This is a genomic window from Croceicoccus pelagius, from assembly GCF_001661915.1.
Taxonomy (GTDB): Bacteria; Pseudomonadota; Alphaproteobacteria; order Sphingomonadales; family Sphingomonadaceae; genus Croceicoccus; species Croceicoccus pelagius.
The window spans coordinates 354,120-374,014 of sequence record NZ_LYWY01000039.1 but is presented as its reverse complement, the minus strand read 5'-3'; the positions used below and the strand labels follow the sequence as shown (position 1 = coordinate 374,014).

Here is a 19,895-nt window from a genome sequence, read left to right as displayed (position 1 = left end):
TCTGGACAGCCTTCAACCCTTCTGCCAAGCGCGAGCCATGAACGAGACAGCCCACCCCAACTCCTTCCGCAACCAGCCTGACGAGCGAGGCCATTTCGGCCAGTTCGGCGGACGCTACGTGTCGGAAACGCTGATGCCGCTCATTCTCGAGCTTGAGAAAGAGTACGTGAAGGCGAAGTCCGATCCGGCGTTCAAGGAAGAATTCGAGGATCTGCTGGCGAACTACGTCGGCCGTCCCAGTCCGCTCTATTACGCAGAGCGTCTGACCGAAGAACTGCGCAAGGGCGCATCCGAGGGTATGGGAGCGCAAGTCTGGTTCAAGCGCGACGAGCTCAATCACACCGGCGCGCACAAGATCAACAACTGCGTCGGGCAGATCCTGCTGGCGATCCGCATGGGCAAGACCCGCATCATCGCGGAAACCGGCGCGGGCCAGCACGGTGTGGCGACCGCGACGGTAGCAGCGCGTTTTGGACTGCCCTGCGTCGTTTACATGGGCGCAAAGGACGTCGAGCGGCAGCAGCCCAACGTCTTCCGCATGCGTTTACTCGGCGCCGAAGTGAAGGCGGTCAAGGCCGGTGCTGCCACGTTGAAGGACGCGATGAACGAGGCGCTGCGCGACTGGGTCGCGAACGTGCATGACACGTTCTACATCATCGGCACCGCAGCCGGCCCGCACCCCTATCCTGAACTGGTCCGCGACTTCCAGTCGGTGATCGGCAAGGAAGCGCGCGAACAGCTTCTGGAGCGGACCGGACGCCTGCCCGACCTGCTGGTCGCAGCCATTGGCGGCGGTTCGAACGCTATCGGCCTGTTCCACCCGTTCCTCGACGATCCGGACGTGAAGATGCTGGGCGTGGAAGCGGCAGGACACGGGCTGGACAAGGACCACGCCGCATCGCTTGCCGGCGGATCGCCGGGCGTGCTTCACGGCAACAAGACCTACCTGTTGCAGGACGAGGACGGCCAGATCGTCGAAGGCCACTCGATCTCGGCGGGTCTCGACTATCCCGGCATCGGGCCTGAACATTCGTGGCTGAAGGAAACGGGCCGCGTCGAATATACTTCGGCGACCGACAAGGAAGCGCTCGACGCCTTCCAGCTGCTCTGCCGGACGGAAGGTATTATACCCGCGCTGGAACCCAGCCACGCCATCGCGGCTGTGGTGAAGGTCGCCCGCGAAATGCCGCGCGATGCGGTGATTTGCGCCAACCTGTGCGGCCGCGGGGACAAGGACATCTTTACTGTCGCCGATGCGCTGGGGGTTGAACTGTGAGTCGCCTCGCCAAGGCTTTCGGCAAGCCCCACCCCGCCCTCGTCTGCTTCGTCACTGCCGGTGACGGGCCCACCGATGCCGTGCTCGACGCGCTGGTCGAAGGCGGTGCCGACGTGATCGAACTGGGCATGCCCTTCACCGATCCGATGGCTGACGGCCCCGCGATCCAGCTCGCCAACTTGCGCGCGCTGGGCAAGGGAACCACCACTGCCGAAGTCTTCCGCATCGCCAGCACCTTTCGCGAACGTCATCCCGAGGTGCCGCTGGTCCTGATGGGCTATGCGAACCCGATGATCCATCGCGGCGCGGACTGGTTTGCAGACCAGTGCGCGAAGTCCGGTGTCGACGGCGTGATCTGCGTCGATACCCCGCCCGAGGAAGATGCCGAGCTTGGTCCTTTCCTGCGCGATGCCGGTGTCGCCACGATCCGCCTCGCCACGCCGACCACCGACGCGGCACGCCTTCCGCAGGTGCTCGAGACCGCGACGGGGTTCCTCTATTACGTATCGGTCGCGGGCATTACCGGTTTGCAACAGGCCGCAACCGCCTCGATCGAAGAGGCCGTCTCGCGCCTCAAGGCCGGGACCGATCTTCCCGTCGCCGTCGGCTTTGGCGTCCGCACCCCCGAACAGGCCGGTGCCATCGCCAAGGTAGCCGATGGCGTCGTCGTCGGTTCGGCCCTTGTCGAACTCGTCGGCCAGCATGGTGACGACGCGCCCGCCAAGGTGCGCGAACTGACCGCCGCGCTGGCCCATGCCGTACATTCTGCGAAGGAGACCGCCGCATGAGCTGGCTCAACCGCGTCCGTCAACGCATCCCATTCGTCGCCAAGCGCGATACGCCGGACAACCTCTGGCAAAAGTGCCGCAAGTGCCACGAAATGCTGTTCACCAAGGACTACGAGGAAAACCTCTGGGTCTGTCCGCGCTGTGACGACCACGGCCGCATCGGCGCCGATTGCCGACTGGGCCAGGTTCTGGACGACGGCTACGAAGTCCTGCCCAGTCCGGTGGTGAAAGAGGACCCGCTGAAGTTCAAGGATTCCAAGCGTTATACCGAACGTCTGAAGGCCGCACGGAATAGCGCTCCGCATCCCGATGCGCTGACCAATGCCGCCGGTACGATCAAGGGCCGCAAGGCCGTTGTCGGGGTGCAGGATTTCGGGTTCATGGGCGGATCGATGGGCATGGCCGTGGGCGAGGCGTTCATCGCCGGGGTCGACCGCGCCGTGGCCGAGGGTTGCCCTTACGTGATCTTCACTGCCGCTGGCGGTGCGCGCATGCAGGAAGGCATCCTGTCGCTGATGCAGATGCCTCGCACGACGGTCGCGATCCAGCGGTTGAAGGCGGCTGGCCTGCCCTATATCGTCGTGCTGACCGACCCGACCACGGGCGGCGTCACGGCAAGCTATGCGATGCTGGGCGATGTACAAATCGCAGAGCCGGACGCCCTTATCGGCTTTGCCGGACAGCGCGTCATCCAGGATACGATCCGCGAAAAGCTGCCCGAAGGCTTCCAGCGCGCCGAATACCTGCTGGCGCACGGGATGATCGACATGGTCGTGCACCGCAAGGAGTTGAAGGACCGCCTTGCCAGCGTGATCGATTACCTGATGGCGGCCAAGCAGGCGGCCTGACCGGGCCCTTGGGCTGATCGCCATGCGCGACTTCGCCATATCGGATTCGCCCGCCGTCCAGCAACAGCTGGACCGGCTGGCGGCACTGAGCCTGCCACAAGGGCGGATCGGGCTGGCACCGGTGCGCGAACTGTTGTCGCGGCTGGGCGAGCCGCACCTGTCGCTTCCGCCGGTGTTCCATATCGCCGGCACCAACGGCAAGGGATCGACCAGCGCTTTCCTTCGCGCGATGCTGGAAGCAGGCGGCCTGCGTGTCCACCAGTTCACCAGCCCGCACCTTGTCCGTTACAACGAGCGGATAAGGCTGGCCGGTTTGCTGATCTCCGACGCGGATCTCGCCAATGTGCTTCGCGAAGTGCTCGACATGGGCGAGGACATCGGGGCCAGCTTCTTCGAAATCACGACCGCTGCCGCCTTCCTCGCCTTCACGCGCACGCCTGCCGATGCCTGCGTCATCGAGGTCGGCCTTGGCGGTCGTTTCGACGCGACGAACGTAATCGAGCATCCTGCCTGCTGCGCCATCGCCTCGCTCGGCATGGATCACGAGCGCTTCCTGCTGGCACCCGAAGACGGCGCGCCGACGCATCCCCTCGCCCGCATCGCCTTCGAAAAGGCGGGAATCATCAAGCCCGCCAGTCCGGTCGTCACGCAGGCCTATCCGCCCGAAGCGCAGAGCGAGATCGAGCGCGCCGCAATGATCGCCGGCGCACCGCTGCACATGCGCGGTGCCGACTGGGACGCGACTGCGGCGGACTTCATCGCCTATCGCGACCGGCATGGCGAATTGGCGCTGCCGCTGCCCACGTTGCCCGGCGCGTTCCAGTCGCTCAATGCTTCGCTGGCCGTTGCGATGATCCGGCATCAGGACCGAATTTCGGTGACATCCGAAGCGATGGCGCAGGGTATCCGCGCGGCGCACTGGCCGGCGCGGTTGCAGTGGTTGGGCGCTGGACCGCTAACGGCCGGTGGAGCGAAGCTACTGCTCGACGGAGGGCACAATCCCGATGCGGCGCGGGTTATCGCGGACTATCTCGCAGGGCTTGGCGAGCCGGTTCATGCCGTCGTCGCGATGCTGGCTGCGAAGGACGCCAAGGGCTACCTCGAACCGCTCGCCCCCCATCTTGCCAGCCTTACCGCGATACCTGTGCCGGACGGGCACGAGGGACATCAGCCCGCACCACTTGCTGCCATCGCAACCGACTTGCGCATCGCGTCGCGCCACGCCGAAACGCTGAACGAAGCGCTCGCAAATCTGCCGACGGGCGAGCCGGTTCTTATCGGCGGTTCGCTCTATCTCGCGGGCGAAGTCCTGCGCGCGAACGGCGAGTTGCCGGACTAGGCCTCTACCGCGACGACGCCCGCCTTTCGGCCAAGACGCGCCTGGCGGACCCATTCGACGATGCAGGCGACCACGGCAATGAAACCGAGCAGCGTGGTCAGGATGAAGACCGGATAATAGCCCTGCTCGTCGATCATCTGCCCAAGCGCCCCGCGCCCCAGCGTGCCGACAAGAAACGTCAGCGACGACAGAAGCGCGTACTGCACCGCCGAATAGCCCTTCGCCGTGATCGACGACAGGTAAGCCACCAGCGCAGCACCGGCGAGACCGCCAGCAAGGTTCTCGCCCGCGATGGCGACCATCAGCTTGGCCAGCCGCCCGTCACCGCCCATCCATTCCACCAACGTGGTGAAGCCGGTGAAGTTCGACACGACCTCCATCGTATGTCCGCCCAGCGCCAGATCGGCATAGAGCAGGTTCGATAGCGCAGCCGTCAGCGCGCCGAGGAACAGCACAGCCATGCGCCCGATGAAGCTGAACAATGCGCCGCCCAGCGCAATTCCCGCCATCAGCGCGCCGACGCCGAAGAACTTCGACGCAATCGCCACCTCGTCCTTCGTGTACTGAAGTTCGCCCAGGTAGAACGGATAGGCAAAGCTGCCCCACACCGTGTCGGTAAAGCGGTAGGACAGCACCAGCGTCAGCACGATGATGACCGCCCACCCCAGCCGCCCGACGAATTCGGCCAGCGGCAGGATCAGCGCGCGGTAGCCCTGATCGACAAACCCGTCGAGCGCACCCTTCTTTTCCGCCGCAACCGTCAGAACATGCCGCCCTTTGCGCCGCCAGTTTTCCAGCACGGCGGCGATGAACACCGGCACCACAACCGTCGCGATGACGATGATCGGCCCCATGTTCTGGATGAACTGCACCGAATCAGGCCGCGCATCGGGATCGCTCGACAGCGACTGCACCATGAAGACACCGACGGTGACCAGCGCCCATGCCCAGAGCACGCCGACGATGGCGAGCGCTATGCCGCGCACCTTCGGTTCCAGTTGCCCCGGATGGCGCAATTCGCGCAGCGCATCGTCATCCGCGGTAAGCGAGGCGCTGGTGCGCGCAGGCTCGGGCGCAAAGATCGCGGCAAAGGCGATCACGCCCATCAGCACCCCCAGAAGCGCATAGACGGTCGGCCAGCTCGTTCGCTCCGCCAGGAACAGCGCAAGCGCGCCGCCGACCAGCACCGCCGTGCGCCAGCCGAGCTGGTACACGGTGGAAAGCATGTCGATCGTCGCCACTTCGTCGGCAACGTCGACGCGCCATGCATCCATCACCACGTCCTGCGTCGCGCTGGCGAAAGCGCCTATCCCTGCGAGCAGCGACAACACGCCTATCGCGCCGCCCGGATCCAACCGCGAGACAATCATCAGGATCACCGCCAGCGAGAATTGCGCAGTCACGATCCACTGTTTGCGATGCCCCAGCTTCTTGATGACCGGCAGGTCGATCCGGTCAAGCAGCGGCGACCACAGGAACTTGAACGCGAATGCCAGACCGATCAGCGAGAAGACGCCCATCGTTTCCAGATCGACCTTCGCATCGCTCATCCATGCATAAAGCGTCGACAGCAGAAGCGTATAGGGAAGCCCCGAGGCAAATCCGAACAACAACATGTACGCAGTCTTGCGATTTCCCAGCGCCGACAGGAGCTTACGCCAGCCCGGCACTTTCTCGTGCGGTCCGGGCGATGCTTCGTCCGGGTTACTGGCCGTTTCGTTGATAGTGCTCGTCATGCGTGCTCCAGGATGCGTTGGGGCGGAGACTAGGCGCTTGCGAGGCACATGCAATCGCACCTTGTCCCTATCCCCGACTTGTATGATTTCACCCGATGGCGCATGGCGCTCGCGTGAACAGGCCGAAGAATCCGAACGACAGGCGCCCCGGGGCGCGAAGTGGTCCGCCGCGCAAGACCGGCGGCGTAAGAGGCGCGCCTGGAAAGGGCGGCTTCAAGAACGCTGGCGGCAGGCGCGGACCGCGCAACGCCCAGGGGCGCGATACGCAGGCACCCGATCCGAACCTGCCCAAGCGCGACGGCGACCGCATCGCCAAACTGCTGGCCCGCGCTGGCATCGCCAGCCGCCGCGAGGTGGAGCGGATGATCGAGGACGGCCGCGTCGCGATCAACGGTGACGTCGTCGAGACACCTGCGACCGTACTGACTTCGCTGATAGGCGTGACCGTCGACGGCAACCCCGTCGCCGCGCCCGAACGCACGCGCCTGTTCCTGTTCAACAAACCTGCTGGTCTCTTGACGGCAGAGCGTGACCCCAAGGGCCGCCCCACGATCTACACGGCCCTGCGCAACGCGCTTCCTGCCGATACACCGCGCCTGATGCCGGTTGGCCGGCTCGACTACAACACCGAAGGGCTGCTGCTGCTTACCAACGACGGCGAGTTCAAGCGCGCGCTGGAACTGCCCTCTTCCGCAATCCCCCGCACATATCGCGCCAAGGCGATGGGCAAAGTCGGGCAGAACGATCTTGAGGCCCTGTTCGAAGGCGTCACCGTCGACGGCGTCCACTACGGCCAGATCGAGGCGAACCTGGAACGACGCAACGGTCTGCAGAACTGGATCGAGCTGACCTTGACCGAAGGCAAGAACCGCGAAGTTCGCAACGTTCTCGAACACCTCGGCCTGCAGGTGTCGCGTCTGCTACGCGTCGCATACGGGCCGTTCGAGCTTGGCGACCTTGCCCGCGGTGCTGTGTTCGAGGTCAAGCAGGGAGATGTCGAACGCCTTCGCAAGGCACTGGCCCGGGATCGCGCGAAGTGAGGATCATCGCCGGTGACTGGCGCGGTCGGAAACTGGTAGCGCCGCAGGGCGACACGACGCGTCCGACGGCCGATCGCGCCCGCGAAACGCTTTTTTCCATGCTGGTCAGCAGATTGGGCTCATTCGAGGGCCTGTATGTCGCGGACCTTTTCGCCGGTTCAGGCGCGCTCGGCCTCGAAGCGCTGTCGCGCGGTGCGGCGCGGGCCATGTTTGTCGAGCAGGACGCGAACGCGGTTAAGGCGCTGCGCGCAAATATCGCAACGTTCGATGCGAAAGATCGCAGCGACGTACGCGCATCCTCGGTCATGGGACTGGGCCCTGCAAAGGAACAGCCGGACCTGATTTTCATGGACCCGCCCTATGACACCGGTGCGGGATCGGTCGCGCTGGACAAGTTGAACCGGCTGGGCTGGATCGCTCCGTCGGCATGGATCAGCATCGAGACGTCACGGGCTGAAACCGTGGAGGTCAAGGGCTTCGAAGTCGATGCCGTACGCGATTCCGGCAAGGCGCGGCTTCACCTGCTGCGCCCTGCCGGATAACGAAATCATTCAGCCGCAGGTTCGGGCTTTTTCATCTTTTCTGCAGCCGTCAGGCCGCTGGCAGGTGCGCCAGGCCAATGGTCCAACGGAACATTGCCAAAATTGAGACCTGCGGCGCGCGGATTGATGCAACCGTCCTGCATGTCGGGCGTGCAGACCGCATAGACGGTCTCTCCCACTTTCACCTTGGTGGCCTTGCCCTTGGAGTCGCGTTCGACGACTTCGGCCTTCATCTCTTCGTGATGCTCGGCAAGTGCGGGTGCAGCAACCGCCAGCGAAAGGCCGGCGGCAAGTGCGGGTACGATGATCTTCTTCATAGGGTTCCCCTTTTTCCCAAAGAGCGCATTGGATTAGGCCCCAATCGTACCTAACATGCAACCGGCAACGATGGCGCATGGGGACGATACGTGGGCCGCGCACGCAAATAGGGCGGTGGCGCCTAGGCACGCACCGCCCCATCCCCGCCGCAGTGATCGCGAACTGCGGCGTAGTCTTATTGCGTCAGCTTACATCGAGCTGGCGGGCTGACCGGGCCAGTAGTCGAGCGGCACGTTGCCGCGGTTAAGACCGGCAGCACGCGGCTGGATGCAGCTGTCCTGGATGTCGCCACCGCACACCGGATACTCACCGGCCCGCGGCGCCGGCGCGTCCATTACGGTCGCATTCGAAGCCATAACCTTGGTCGGCTCTGCAGATGCGGCGATCTGGGCTTTGATCGAATCCCATGCGGCCATCTGCTGTTCCGGCGTCATGGCAAGGATCTTGCCGCGCTGCTCCGGCGTCAGGGCCCACCACGCTTCCTGCTGGCTGGGTTCCAGATCCCAGTAATAGGTCTGATAGTCGTTCGGCCATGCCCAATATGCGGTGCGATAGTCGGCGGGCCAGCCCCAGTAGCTGGTCTGGTAATCCGCCGGCCAGCCCAGGTATGCCGTCTGATATTCGGCGGGCCATGCATCGTATTCGGCCTTCTGCGCTTCATCAAGTGCGTCGTAGCCGCGCTTGTCCTGAATGGTGTTGGTGCCGCCGACAGCGTCCTGCGCGGTCGCGATGGTCGGGGCGGCGATGGTGGCTGCGCCAAGCATCAGGGCGGCGCCTGCCTTCAGAATGTTCTTCATGGAAAACTCCTGTATTTCGATTGCTTTTGCCCAATTCTACGCAGGAAACCGCGCTCCGGTTCCGAACGGGCGGTCTTGCGCGCAGGGGCCGCGTTCCCTAGATGTTCACTAGTGACCGACAACGAATCCCCCCTTCCCGCCGAGACCTCCGAAAATGGTGAAAACCCGCAGGAACTCTGGCTTTCCGGGCTAAATCCGCCGCAGCGGGAAGCCGTCCTGACGACCGAAGGGCCAGTGCTGATGCTGGCGGGAGCAGGCACGGGCAAGACGGCGGCGCTTACCGCAAGGTTGGCACATCTCGTCGCAACGCGAAAGGCATGGCCAAGCGAGATTCTCTGCGTCACTTTCACCAACAGGGCTGCGCGCGAAATGCGCGAGCGTGTCGGGCGCATGGTCGGCCCGGCGGTCGAGGGTATGCCCTGGCTGGGTACGTTTCACGCGGTCGCGGCCAAGATGCTGCGCCGCCATGCCGAACTGGTCGGGCTTCAGTCGAACTACACCATCATCGACACCGACGATCAGCTGCGCCTGCTCAAGCAATTGATCCAGGCTGAAAATCTCGATGAGAAGCGCTGGCCCGCACGCCAGCTTGCTGGGTTGATTGATCGCTGGAAGAACCGCGGGCTCAACCCCGAAGATCTCGATGCGGCAGAGAACGAGGCCTACGCCAACGGAAAGGGGGTGCAGTTCTACCGGCTCTATCAGGACCGGCTGAAGGCGCTGAACGCCTGCGATTTCGGCGACCTTCTTTTGCACATGCTGAACGTCTTCCGGCGCGAGAAAGACGTGCTGGAATCCTATCGTCAGCGGTTCAAGTATATCATGGTGGACGAGTATCAGGACACGAACTCTGTTCAGTACCTGTGGCTGCGCCTGCTGGCCCAACCGCGCCATAACATTTGCGTGGTGGGCGACGACGACCAATCTATCTATTCGTGGCGCGGCGCAGAAGTCGCCAATATTCTGCGGTTCGAAAAGGATTTTCCTGGCGCGAAAGTGATCCGGCTGGAGCAGAACTATCGCTCCACGCCCGAAATCCTCGCCGCCGCATCGGGCCTGATCGATGCCAACAGCGAACGGCTCGGCAAGACGCTCTGGACCGAGATCGAGCCGGGCGAGAAGGTCCGCGTCATCGGTGTCTGGGACGGCCCCGAGGAAGCGCGCCGCGTCGGCGACGAGGCAGAGAGCCTGTCGCGCCGCGGCATCCCGCTCAGCAAGGCTGCGATCCTTGTCCGAGCGCAGTTCCAGACGCGCGAGTTCGAGGACCGGTTCATCCAGATCGGCCTGCCCTACAAGATCATCGGCGGCTTCCGCTTCTATGAACGCGCCGAAATCCGCGATGCGATGGCCTACTTGCGCGTGATTGCCCAGCCTGCAGACGACCTCGCTTTCGAGCGCATCTACAACACCCCAAAGCGCGGGCTTGGTCAGAAGGCGCTGGAAAAGCTGCACATTCACGCCCGCTCGCAGAACATCCCGCTGGCCGCCGCCGCGATCGACATCTGCGACACCGACGAGCTTCCGGCCCGCGCGCGCAACACGCTGCTGGCGTTGATGAAAGACTTCAAACGCTGGCGCGAAGAGGGCCAGACGCTGAGCCCTGCCGAACTGGCGCGCATGGTGCTGGACGAAAGCGGCTATACCGCGATGCTGCAGGCCGAAAAGAGCGCGGAGGCGGCGGGACGGCTGGAGAACCTGTCCGAACTCGCCCGCGCAATGGAAGACTACGAGACGCTGGGCGCGTTTCTCGAACACGTCAGCCTCGTCATGGACAATGACGCCGCCGATGCCGAAGCGACGATCACGATCATGACGATGCACGCGGCCAAGGGGCTGGAATTTGACCATGTCTTCCTGCCAGGCTGGGAAGAAGGCGTGTTCCCGTCGCAGCGCGCGATCGACGAAGGGGGCCTGCGCAGTCTCGAGGAGGAACGCCGGCTCGCCTATGTCGCGATCACACGGGCGCGCCGGGAATGCACGATCCTCCATGCCGCGAACCGCCGCATCTATGGCCAGTGGTCGAGCGCGATCCCCTCACGTTTCGTCGAGGAACTGCCCGACAATATGATCGAGATGGAATCGACCATGACCGGCGGCGCCTCGATGTGGCGGGCGCAGTGGTCTGAACATTCCGATCCCTTCGCCCATGTCGCCAAGGCCCAGCCCGCCCGCACCATGACCCGCGGCCCGGGCTGGCAACGCGCGGCAAAGTCCGAATACGACGCCACGCCCAAACGCATCCCCGAGGCGCGGCGCAGCGCGGCCAGTTTCGCCGCCAAGGCCCGCACCGACATCGCGATCGGCGACCGCGTGTTCCACGACAAGTTCGGTTATGGCGAGGTCAGGGGGCAGGAAGGCAACAAGCTGGAGATCGACTTCGAGAACGGTTCGACCAAGCGCGTGATCGACAGTTTCGTACGCCCGGCCTGATCCGGCCGCCCGACCGAAGTGCTGTGGACGCTGGCAGTTACCACTCGCGCTTCATTTGACATCGCGGTCCACGCTTGCAACCCTAAGGCAAATGCGGCGCCACTACGGGCGCCGGTCCAGACGGCGCGTCGTGCGCCGAACCATCCAATCCAAAGGATTACCATGAACACTGCAAAACACGGTGACACCGTGCTCATCACCTATACCGTTCGCACCGACGACGGAAACGTCGTGGGCAGCACCCAGGCCGAAGGGCCCCAGACGCTGAAGATCGGGGCGGACCAGATTTTCCCGCAGATCGAGGCCGCGCTGACCGGCATGGAAGTCGGCGGCGAGACTTCGGTCAAGATCGACGCCGAAAATGCCTTCGGTCCGCATCGCGAGGAAATGGTCGTCGAAATCCCGCGCGCGAACCTTCCGGCAGAGCCTGAGCCGCAGCCAGGCATGTCGCTCGCCGCACAGCAGCAGGACGGGCAGACCGTCAACCTCGTGATCACGCAGGTCGGCCCCCAGAGCGTGACTGCAGACGGCAATCACCCGCTCGCCGGTCAGGACCTGACATTCGACCTGACCCTGGCAGAAATCAAGGAAGCCGCCTGATCGCGGCTATCGCTCGCGGCGGTGGGGTACCTTAGCCCTGCCGCCGCTGGCCATTCAAAAATTCAGAGCGCGCTGACGCCGAGGAATTCGGGCACCGGTCCGTTCCAGACGCCCGGCTCGCTCGGTTCCACAGGTTCGTCGCGGCGCTGGCGCGGCTGACGTTCCGGCTTCTTGTCGCCCCGTTCGCGGCGCGGCTTGCGATCCTGCCTCGGACGATCCTCACGCTCCTCGCGCTCTTCCTCGTCGTCGCGGCGGCTGCGCGAACGGCGGGCAGGCTTTTCTTCCTGCTGCTCTTCGCTTTCCGGATAGCCGTGCTTTTCGAAATGGGCTTTGAAATCAAAGGCCGGCAGCTTCGCGCCCGTCAGTTTCTCGACATTGTCCAGCGCCTCGGCATCGTCGGGCGCGATCAGGGTGAAAGCGCGGCCCTTGGCCCCTGCTCGGCCTGTACGGCCGATGCGGTGGACATAATCGTCCGGGTGCCACGGACAATCGAAGTTCACGACATGGCTTACGCCTTTGACGTCCAGACCACGTGCAGCGACATCGCTGGCGGCGAGGATGTTGATTTTGCCTTCCTTGAACATGGCCAGTTCGGCAAGGCGGGCGGGCTGGTCCATGTCGCCGTGAATTTCGCCCGTTTTGAAGCCGTGACGCTGCAGGCTCTTGTTGAGCTCGCGCACGGTCGTCTTGCGGTTGGCGAAGATGATGGCGGTATTGACATTGTCGTTCTCGAGAATCCAGCGCAAGGCCTCACGCTTCTTGCGCGCGGGTACTTCGATCTTGAACTGCTCGATATTCTCGTTCGTCGACGCGGCGCGCGAAACCTCGATATTCTTCGGGTTCGTCAGGAATCGGTCGGCGAGCTTCTTGATCGGCGGCGGCATCGTGGCCGAGAACAGCAACGTCTGGCGCTGGGTCGGAAGCTTCTCGCAGATCGTCTCGATGTCTGGGATAAAGCCCATGTCGAGCATGCGGTCCGCCTCGTCGATGACGAGAAGGTCACAGCCGGTAAGCAGGATCTTGCCCCGCTCGAACAGGTCCATCAGGCGGCCGGGCGTCGCGATCAGAACATCGACGCCTTCGTCCAGCGCCTTGACCTGATCGGCCATCTGCACGCCGCCGATGAGCAACGCCATCTTCAGATCGTGGTTGGTGCCGTACTTCTCGAAATTCTCGGCAACCTGCGCGGCGAGTTCGCGCGTCGGTTCGAGAATGAGCGAACGCGGCATTCGCGCGCGGCGGCGGCCATGCGCGAGAATGTCGATCATCGGGAGCACGAAGCTGGCCGTCTTGCCGGTTCCCGTCTGCGCGATACCGATAAGGTCGCGCATCATCAGCACGCTGGGAATCGCCTGCGCCTGGATCGGGGTCGGTTCGTCATAGCCGGCCGCTTCGACCGACTGCAGCAGTTCTTGAGAGAGGCCGAGATCGGCAAACTTCATGCAATCATCCTGTACGGGGCTTCGACAAGCCGTGGACGCCCCTTTAAATCTGGTGGTATTCTAACGGAAATCCGCAAACGATCCCGCTGGTCCGATACCGCGCGGCAGAGCCGTTGCGGTGGCGGGCCGGGATTGTCCGGCGCAAGGTCCGAACCGCCGTGGCGCGAACCAAGTGGCCGCTATGGCGAGAAAGCTGCAAAAGTCAAGGTTTGCACAGGCAAGACAGCCTCGCGGAACCGTCTCTAATCGTCCTCGCCTGGCTCGACCTCGTGGAACGAGCCGAGCATGCAGTCCGCGCCCGAGCGGGCGTGCAGCGCCTCACGCCCTGCGCAGAGCAGCCCGTCCTCGGGCCGCTCGACATAAAAGCCCGAGTAGAAACTGCTCACCTGGCACGACCGGTCGAGACTGGTGCCAACGACGCGGCGATCGCGCATGTAGAGCAGGAGTTGCCGACCTTGCCCCAATCTCACGCCCGCAATGTCCTTGATCGGGATACAGCGTTCCATGTCCTTGTCGGGACGGCGGCGGGGCCGTTCGACCATTGCCTCGGCGGTTGGCGGCGGGGTCATGCGGCTAAGCGGGGTGATACGGATAATGACGCGCTGGCGGACCTGTGTTTCCACCTGGCGCTGCACCATTTCGAACGGGATTTCGGCCTCTTCAGGCAAGGGGACATCGGTACTCGCGCTCGCGAAGGCGAGCGGCACAAGCCAGATAGCTCCCAAAGATGAAGCCAGGCCCAGTCCCAATGCGCGTGCTCCTGCCCTGATGCGGTCGAGGTCTGGGTAGGGGAATGTCCCCTGCCCTCGCAAGCCCGCGAATTGTCCCTGCCCCGTATTGAGCCGGCGAGATTGAATAAGTGGTGAACCGCCGAGGAGTGTCGCCGGGCAGAGACAAAGGCCGTGCGCTGTGGCACAGGGACACCATGACTGAAAACACCGCGATCGAGCGCGAAAACGCGCAGAACGAATTCATGGCAGAGGCACAGCGCATCCTGGGCCAGAAAGGCCTTGTCACCGATGCGGACGACATGGAGCCGTGGCTCACCGACTGGCGCGGGCGTTATCACGGCGCCGCGCGCGCATTGGCTCAGCCAGCGAATACCGACGAGCTTTCCGGCATCGTTGCGCTTTGTGCGCAGCACGGTGTGCCAATCGTCGCGCAGGGCGGCAATAGCGGCATGGTCGGCGGGGCGACGCCCGATGACAGCGGCACGGCTATCCTCCTCTCCACCCGCCGCATGAACGACATCGCCATCGATGCCGACGCGATGACCGCAACTTGCGGCGCGGGCGCGGTGCTGCAGACATTGCACGAAGCCGCAGAGGCGCAGGGCATGCGCTTTCCCCTATCGCTCGGCGGCAAGGGTTCGGCCACGCTGGGCGGACTGGTCGCGACCAATGCCGGCGGAACGCAAGTTTTGCGCCACGGCGTGATGCGCGCGCTGGTGGCCGGGCTTGAGGTCGTTCTGGCAAGCGGTGAGGTTCTCGACCTCACCTCGCATCTCAAGAAGGACAATCGCGGCTTCGACCTGAAGCAGATGTTCATTGGCTCGGAAGGCACTCTGGGCATAGTTTCGCGCGTCGTAGTGCAGCTTTCGCACGGCATTGCCGACCGCCGTGTCGTGATCGCAGGCATCGCCTCGACACAGGACGCGCGCCGCCTGATGCAACATTGCCAGGGCGCAATGGCCGACGCGCTCGAAGGGTTCGAGATCATGCCGCAGTCCTGCCTCGACGCCGTGCTCGCCTACATCCCCGATGCGCAAGCCCCGCTTGACGGGCAGCATCCATGGTATGCGTTGATGGAATTCGTCGCCGACAGGGAAGGCGCGGATGCGCTTGGCGAACAGGTCGAAAAAGTCCTGATGGACGCATTCGAGGCGGAACTGGTCAGCGATGCGGTCATCGCCGCCAACGAAACCCAGGCCGAGGCTTTCTGGCAACTGCGCGAGACGATCTCTCCGGCCGAGCGCGCCAAGGGTCCTGCCATGCAGCACGACATCTCAGTGCCGGTTTCGAAGATGCCCGAGTTCATCGATGCGATTACCGAATCGGTCCTTTCGGCGCATCCCGACCACGAAGTCGCCGCCTTCGGCCACCTCGGCGACGGCAACGTTCACCTTCACGTCATCGCGCCTGCCGGATCGGACGGCCCGAAGTGGGAGCAGGAGACCGGCAAGAAATTAAGCGCGCATGTCTATCGCAGCGTCACGGACTGGGGCGGCTCGATCTCGGCGGAGCATGGCATCGGCCAGGACAAGTTGCAGACGCTTCGCGACACACACGATCCGGTCGCACTGTCGGTGATGCGCAAGGTAAAAGCGGCGCTCGACCCCGACGGTCTGCTCAATCCCGGCAAACTGGTGTGATCCACGCACCGGAACGCTGCATTTCGCCTGTCCCCTGCCTTGCGCCCGCGTGCGCGAGGGCTTAAAGCGCGACTGATTGCCGCTGGGGGGCGGCGAACACCCATCACCTGATTTTACAGATTTCCTTTTCCGGAGAGAGACCATGGCCAGCGCGCCGAACGCCAATCTTCCGCTTTTCTACAAGTCGCTTCAGCCGCTGAACAGCAACCAGCACGGCAACTTCAGTGCCCGCACCACCGACAAGGCTCCGTGGCTCGCCAACGAGCATGCGGTTCCGCTGACGGTCGAGGAATTCCCGCTCGCACAGCGCCACTTCCCGATCATCTTCTCCTCGGGCGAGAACCCGGTACCGCTGGCGCTCATGGGTCTTAACGAAGGGGTAAACACCTTCTTCGACGCTGAAGGCACAATGACGCGCGAATGCTACGTCCCGGCCTATGCCCGCCGCTATCCGTTCCTTCTTGCCAAGTTGCAGGCCGACAGCGACCAGCTTTCGCTGTGCTTCGACCCATCGAGCGGCCTTGTCGGCGAGTTCGAGGACGGCCAAGCTCTCTTCACTGACGGCCAGCCGAGCGAAGCAACGCAGAACGTTCTGAAGTTCAACGAGAACTTCGAACAGGCCGGCATGAAGACCAAGGCCTTCATCGACGAGCTGAAGAAGCATGACCTGCTGATGGACGGCGAAGTGTCGATCAGCCGCGAAGGCCAGCAGCCCTTCATCTATCGCGGATTCTCGATGGTGAACCAGGAAAAGCTGAAGGAAGTGCGCGGCGACGTCCTGCGCCAGTGGAACCAGAGCGGTTTGCTGACCCTCGTCACCTGCCACCTGATCTCGCTTGACCTCATGCGCGAAATATTCTCGCGCCAGCTGAGCATGGGCAAGGGCCCGGTCGCCCAGGAAGCCGAGACGGCTGGAGCGTAAAAACTACAGGCGTCTAAAAATTTCGTCCGGCGAATTTACCGGTTCGCCGGACCTTTACCGCACTGCAAAAATATTTCTTGCGTGATGCACTCTTGCAACAGGCAAGCGAATAGCCTAATTTGAGGACAGTTCTGGTGAGGCTTCCCTCATGGCCCACCGAACTGACGCATTAGCGTGCGTCAACCTCCCTGAACCTTGACCACCCCGTGAGCTTCACGGGGTGGTTTTTTATGTGCGCTACTCCGCCGCCAGCGGCCAGTCGGCACGACCGGCCAGAACGGCGCCGCAAGCGCGCACAACTTCGGCGACGAACCCAGCCTGGATCGAGACGCGCGCCTTATCGGGCTGCGTCTGAGCATCGAGATATTCCCCGCGCGCAATTTCCAGCTGGATCGCATGGACGCCCTTGCGCGGATCACCATGCCGGTCGAGCACGTAACCGCCTGCATAAGGCCGGTTGTAGGCAACCTCGATCCCCGAGCGGTCGAGCGTGTCGATTGCCGTCGCCACCAGGTCACGGCGGCAGCTGGCGCCGAAGCGGTCACCGATTACGTGAGTCGGTGGTGGGCTGCCCGAAAGGCGGGCCGGCAGGTCGGGCATCGAATGCAGGTCGAGCAGCAGGACCTCGCCCCAGATCTCCTGCATCTGCGCAAGCGTCTTCCCAAGGGCGTCGTGATAAGGTGCATGGATCGCCGCGACTCGCCGGTTCGCATCTTGCGGCACCATCGGCCCGCGCCAGAGTTCGCCTACGCCGGGCAAGCGGCGGGGAAACAGGCCAAGCCCGCGCATCGAACGCGAACTCTGGCCCGGCCCGCGCGGCATCTTGCGGCGCATGGCGGCCTTGTCGGCTTCGCTGGCGGTAAACATCGACAGGTCGAGGTCATGCGGGTCGCGATTCAAATCCAGCATCGCGCGCGGCGCATGCGCGACCAGAAGCGACGTCGAACAGGCCGCAGCAGCCTCGCGCGCGACGAGATCGACGAACCGGTCCTCCAGCCTTCGTTGTGCCTCGATCGGATCGCGCATCTTCTCGACAAGATCGGGCGGGTAGGCTCTGCCCGCGTGGGGCACCGCGATCAGGACCGGCAGGACGGAATCGGCATGGCTGAGCGTGAACGCGGCACGCGAAGTTCCGGGGATCGAACCGCCGCTGACCACGCCCTTCATCGGCATTGCGTCGTGCGGGTTGGAGCGCGGCTTATTCATTGCGGTCAGGCTGACCATGCGCGGCGGCGCCGTCAATGCTCTGCGCTGGCGCTTGTCCGCATTCCGATCGATTTCCCCTGTTTCAATCCCGAACAGGCCTGGAAAACGTGAAAAAATTAAACCAATTTGTTATACAGTTGCTTCTGTTGGACGGCGCTTCGCCAACCGGTCTCGCCATCTGCTGGATTATCGGACCAATCCACAGGGCTGCCGAACCGGGTTTTACGCGCCGGAATAGACGGGGTTATCGAGAGCATCATGATTCGCATCCTGCTTGCCGAAGACGAAGATTCGATGCGCACTTATCTTGCCCGCGCGCTGGAGAACGCCGGGTATGAAGTCGTCGCGGTCGACCGGGGCACGCACGCCCTTCCTCTTCTGACCGAGGAACATTTCGATCTTCTGCTTTCCGACATCGTCATGCCGGAAATGGATGGAATCGAATTGGCGCAGCGCTGCGCACAGGTATCGCCGATCACGAAAGTGATGTTCATCACCGGCTTTGCCGCCGTGACGATGAAGGCCAGCCGCGAAGCACCGCAGGCCAAAGTGCTTTCGAAGCCTTTCCACCTGCGCGATCTCGTGCTGGAGGTGGAGCGTCTGTTCGACGGTTCGATGGTGAACGCGAACCTGTAACGAAACTTTTTTCGAAGGCTGCTCAAACGGGGTTGCCCCCGCGCGAAGTGATCGCTATTGGGCAGCGCCTGCCAGCCGGAAGCATTGATTTCCGGCCCGCGCGGAACCGATGGTGTGGGCGTATAGCTCAGTGGTAGAGCACTATGTTGACATCGTAGGGGTCGCAAGTTCAATCCTTGCTACGCCCACCATCGGCTCCCGGCGCGCCTTTCAATTCCGCGCCTGACACCTCAGACATTCCGCTAGTTCGCGTCGTCGCGCCTTGCACTCGCCTCTTGCTTTGCTAAGAGGCGCGCGAAAGTTCCTGCGCGCAACGAAGCGCGCTCTCCCTCTAGAAAACAATCGAGAGAACGAGCTCTATGCAGAAGATCAAGGTAGCGAACCCGGTCGTCGAGATCGACGGCGACGAAATGACCCGCATCATCTGGCAGTGGATTCGCGAGCGTCTGATCCTGCCTTATCTCGATATCGACCTGAAATATTACGATCTCTCGGTCGAGAAGCGTGACGAAACCGACGACCAGATCACCGTCGATGCCGCCAACGCGATCAAGGAATACGGCGTCGGCGTTAAGTGCGCCACGATCACGCCGGACGAAGCCCGCGTGGAAGAGTTCAATCTCAAGAAGATGTGGCGTTCGCCCAACGGCACGATCCGCAACATCCTTGGCGGCGTCGTCTTCCGCGAACCGATCGTCATCGACAACGTGCCGCGTCTCGTTCCGGGCTGGACCGACCCCATCGTCGTCGGCCGTCACGCCTTCGGTGACCAGTATCGCGCCACCGACACGCTGATCCCGGGCGCCGGCACCCTGCGCCTCGTCTTCGACAGCGCCGACGGCAAGGGCGATCTCGACCTCGAAGTCTACAAGTTCGAAAGCTCGGGCGTCGCGATGGCGATGTACAATCTCGACGAATCGATCCGCGACTTCGCACGCGCTTCGTTCAACTACGGCCTCGGCCTCAAGTGGCCGGTTTATCTGTCGACCAAGAACACGATTCTGAAGGCCTACGACGGCCGCTTCAAGGACCTCTTCCAGGAAGTGTTCGACACCGAGGGCTTTGCAGAGAAGTTCAAGGAAGCCGGCATCCACTACGAACACCGCCTGATCGACGACATGGTCGCATCCGCGCTCAAGTGGTCGGGCAAGTTCGTCTGGGCCTGCAAGAACTACGACGGCGACGTGCAGTCGGACACCGTTGCACAGGGCTACGGCTCGCTGGGTCTGATGACTTCGGTCCTGATGGCTCCCGACGGCAAAACCGTCGAGGCCGAGGCCGCCCACGGCACCGTCACCCGCCACTATCGCCAGCACCAGCAGGGCAAGGCGACTTCGACCAACCCGATCGCGTCGATCTTCGCGTGGACCCGCGGCCTCATGTACCGCGGCAAGTTCGACAACACGCCGGACGTCGTGAAGTTCGCCGAAACGCTTGAGCGCGTCTGCGTGAAGTGCGTCGAGGACGGCAAGATGACCAAGGACCTCGCCCTCCTCATCGGCCCGTCGCAGGACTGGATGACGACCGAGCAGTTCTTCGAAGCCATCGTCGAAGGCCTCGAAAAGGAAATGCAGGCCTGGGCCTGATCGGGAAACTGGCACGCA

General features: G+C 63.3%; 18 protein-coding genes and 1 tRNA gene. 13 read left to right on the top strand and 6 right to left on the bottom strand.

Annotated elements, in window-relative coordinates:
• Positions 1–37: 37 nt before the first annotated feature.
• The 4 genes from trpB to A9D15_RS13230 are packed head-to-tail and all read left to right on the top strand — an operon-like array spanning position 38 to position 4,251.
• Positions 38–1,276 (top strand): tryptophan synthase subunit beta, encoded by a 1,239-nt coding sequence (gene trpB / locus A9D15_RS13245; RefSeq protein ID WP_066765724.1) that lies wholly within the window; start codon positions 38–40, stop codon positions 1,274–1,276.
• Entirely contained in the window at positions 1,273–2,064 is a 792-nt protein-coding gene (gene trpA, locus A9D15_RS13240; protein WP_066765722.1) for a tryptophan synthase subunit alpha, read from the top strand. The genes trpB and trpA overlap by 4 nt, the downstream gene beginning before the upstream one ends.
• A complete protein-coding gene (accD, locus tag A9D15_RS13235) occupies positions 2,061–2,912 on the top strand; it encodes an acetyl-CoA carboxylase, carboxyltransferase subunit beta (RefSeq protein ID WP_066765717.1) in 852 nt (283 codons plus the stop codon). The genes trpA and accD overlap by 4 nt, the downstream gene beginning before the upstream one ends.
• A 22-nt stretch (positions 2,913–2,934) precedes the next feature.
• A complete protein-coding gene (locus A9D15_RS13230) occupies positions 2,935–4,251 on the top strand; it encodes a bifunctional folylpolyglutamate synthase/dihydrofolate synthase (protein ID WP_066765715.1) in 1,317 nt (438 codons plus the stop codon).
• Here the strand turns inward: A9D15_RS13230 and A9D15_RS13225 are convergent.
• Positions 4,248–5,987 (bottom strand): AmpG family muropeptide MFS transporter, encoded by a 1,740-nt coding sequence (locus A9D15_RS13225; RefSeq protein ID WP_082924461.1) that lies wholly within the window; start codon positions 5,985–5,987, stop codon positions 4,248–4,250. The genes A9D15_RS13230 and A9D15_RS13225 overlap by 4 nt on opposite strands.
• A gap of 95 nt (positions 5,988–6,082) precedes the next feature.
• Between A9D15_RS13225 and A9D15_RS13220 the strand changes: the two genes are divergently transcribed.
• On the top strand, positions 6,083–7,027 hold the full coding sequence (locus A9D15_RS13220; RefSeq protein ID WP_082924460.1) for a pseudouridine synthase: 945 nt from the start codon (positions 6,083–6,085) through the stop codon (positions 7,025–7,027).
• A complete protein-coding gene (gene rsmD / locus A9D15_RS13215; RefSeq protein ID WP_066765713.1) occupies positions 7,024–7,569 on the top strand; it encodes a 16S rRNA (guanine(966)-N(2))-methyltransferase RsmD in 546 nt (181 codons plus the stop codon). The genes A9D15_RS13220 and rsmD overlap by 4 nt, the downstream gene beginning before the upstream one ends.
• A 5-nt stretch (positions 7,570–7,574) precedes the next feature.
• Here rsmD and A9D15_RS13210 read toward each other — a convergent pair whose 3' ends face one another.
• Both A9D15_RS13210 and A9D15_RS13205 read right to left on the bottom strand, forming a co-directional pair.
• Positions 7,575–7,886 (bottom strand): hypothetical protein, encoded by a 312-nt coding sequence (locus A9D15_RS13210; RefSeq protein ID WP_066765711.1) that lies wholly within the window; start codon positions 7,884–7,886, stop codon positions 7,575–7,577.
• A gap of 189 nt (positions 7,887–8,075) precedes the next feature.
• On the bottom strand, positions 8,076–8,684 hold the full coding sequence (locus tag A9D15_RS13205; RefSeq protein WP_066765710.1) for a hypothetical protein: 609 nt from the start codon (positions 8,682–8,684) through the stop codon (positions 8,076–8,078).
• Between the two features lie 111 nt (positions 8,685–8,795).
• Between A9D15_RS13205 and A9D15_RS13200 the strand changes: the two genes are divergently transcribed.
• Both A9D15_RS13200 and A9D15_RS13195 read left to right on the top strand, forming a co-directional pair.
• Positions 8,796–11,114, top strand: a complete 2,319-nt coding sequence (locus A9D15_RS13200) for an ATP-dependent helicase (RefSeq protein WP_066765709.1) — start codon at positions 8,796–8,798, stop codon at positions 11,112–11,114.
• Between the two features lie 162 nt (positions 11,115–11,276).
• On the top strand, positions 11,277–11,714 hold the full coding sequence (locus A9D15_RS13195) for an FKBP-type peptidyl-prolyl cis-trans isomerase (protein ID WP_066765708.1): 438 nt from the start codon (positions 11,277–11,279) through the stop codon (positions 11,712–11,714).
• Positions 11,715–11,776: 62 nt separating this feature from the next.
• On the opposite strand, the gene A9D15_RS13190 is transcribed toward A9D15_RS13195, so the two are convergent.
• Positions 11,777–13,156, bottom strand: a complete 1,380-nt coding sequence (locus tag A9D15_RS13190) for a DEAD/DEAH box helicase (RefSeq protein WP_066765704.1) — start codon at positions 13,154–13,156, stop codon at positions 11,777–11,779.
• A gap of 242 nt (positions 13,157–13,398) precedes the next feature.
• Entirely contained in the window at positions 13,399–13,905 is a 507-nt protein-coding gene (locus A9D15_RS13185) for a hypothetical protein (protein ID WP_156521779.1), read from the bottom strand.
• A gap of 176 nt (positions 13,906–14,081) precedes the next feature.
• Between A9D15_RS13185 and A9D15_RS13180 the strand changes: the two genes are divergently transcribed.
• The gene (locus A9D15_RS13180; protein ID WP_066766132.1) at positions 14,082–15,527 is read left to right on the top strand and encodes an FAD-binding oxidoreductase; all 1,446 of its coding nucleotides are present in this window, start codon (positions 14,082–14,084) and stop codon (positions 15,525–15,527) included.
• A 142-nt stretch (positions 15,528–15,669) separates the two neighbouring features.
• Positions 15,670–16,449 carry a SapC family protein gene (locus A9D15_RS13175; protein ID WP_066765700.1) on the top strand — a complete coding sequence of 260 codons (780 nt, stop codon included), beginning with the start codon at positions 15,670–15,672 and terminating at the stop codon, positions 16,447–16,449.
• Between the two features lie 237 nt (positions 16,450–16,686).
• Here the strand turns inward: A9D15_RS13175 and A9D15_RS13170 are convergent, their stop codons facing one another.
• Positions 16,687–17,655, bottom strand: coding sequence for an N-formylglutamate amidohydrolase (locus A9D15_RS13170; RefSeq protein ID WP_229660255.1), 969 nt, complete (start codon positions 17,653–17,655; stop codon positions 16,687–16,689).
• Between the two features lie 258 nt (positions 17,656–17,913).
• Here A9D15_RS13170 and cpdR point away from each other — a divergent pair, with 258 nt between their 5' ends.
• The 3 genes from cpdR to A9D15_RS13155 all read left to right on the top strand — a co-directional run bounded on the left by cpdR (position 17,914) and on the right by A9D15_RS13155 (position 19,877).
• Entirely contained in the window at positions 17,914–18,291 is a 378-nt protein-coding gene (gene cpdR, locus A9D15_RS13165) for a cell cycle two-component system response regulator CpdR (RefSeq protein WP_066765698.1), read from the top strand.
• 116 nt (positions 18,292–18,407) lie between these two features.
• Positions 18,408–18,482: transfer RNA gene (locus A9D15_RS13160), tRNA-Val, on the top strand.
• 168 nt (positions 18,483–18,650) lie between these two features.
• A complete protein-coding gene (locus tag A9D15_RS13155) occupies positions 18,651–19,877 on the top strand; it encodes an NADP-dependent isocitrate dehydrogenase (protein ID WP_066765696.1) in 1,227 nt (408 codons plus the stop codon).
• The last annotated feature ends 18 nt before the right edge of the window (positions 19,878–19,895 follow it).

Coding starts and splice junctions, on each gene's coding strand:
- trpB (WP_066765724.1), top strand. CDS start 38: ATGAACGAGACAGCCCACCCCAACTCCTTCCGCAACCAGCCTGACGAG.
- accD (WP_066765717.1), top strand. CDS start 2,061: ATGAGCTGGCTCAACCGCGTCCGTCAACGCATCCCATTCGTCGCCAAG.
- A9D15_RS13230 (WP_066765715.1), top strand. CDS start 2,935: ATGCGCGACTTCGCCATATCGGATTCGCCCGCCGTCCAGCAACAGCTG.
- A9D15_RS13225 (WP_082924461.1), bottom strand. CDS start 5,987: ATGACGAGCACTATCAACGAAACGGCCAGTAACCCGGACGAAGCATCG.
- A9D15_RS13220 (WP_082924460.1), top strand. CDS start 6,083: ATGGCGCATGGCGCTCGCGTGAACAGGCCGAAGAATCCGAACGACAGG.
- A9D15_RS13210 (WP_066765711.1), bottom strand. CDS start 7,886: ATGAAGAAGATCATCGTACCCGCACTTGCCGCCGGCCTTTCGCTGGCG.
- A9D15_RS13205 (WP_066765710.1), bottom strand. CDS start 8,684: ATGAAGAACATTCTGAAGGCAGGCGCCGCCCTGATGCTTGGCGCAGCC.
- A9D15_RS13195 (WP_066765708.1), top strand. CDS start 11,277: ATGAACACTGCAAAACACGGTGACACCGTGCTCATCACCTATACCGTT.
- A9D15_RS13190 (WP_066765704.1), bottom strand. CDS start 13,156: ATGAAGTTTGCCGATCTCGGCCTCTCTCAAGAACTGCTGCAGTCGGTC.
- A9D15_RS13180 (WP_066766132.1), top strand. CDS start 14,082: ATGACTGAAAACACCGCGATCGAGCGCGAAAACGCGCAGAACGAATTC.
- A9D15_RS13175 (WP_066765700.1), top strand. CDS start 15,670: ATGGCCAGCGCGCCGAACGCCAATCTTCCGCTTTTCTACAAGTCGCTT.
- A9D15_RS13170 (WP_229660255.1), bottom strand. CDS start 17,655: ATGAATAAGCCGCGCTCCAACCCGCACGACGCAATGCCGATGAAGGGC.
- cpdR (WP_066765698.1), top strand. CDS start 17,914: ATGATTCGCATCCTGCTTGCCGAAGACGAAGATTCGATGCGCACTTAT.
- A9D15_RS13155 (WP_066765696.1), top strand. CDS start 18,651: ATGCAGAAGATCAAGGTAGCGAACCCGGTCGTCGAGATCGACGGCGAC.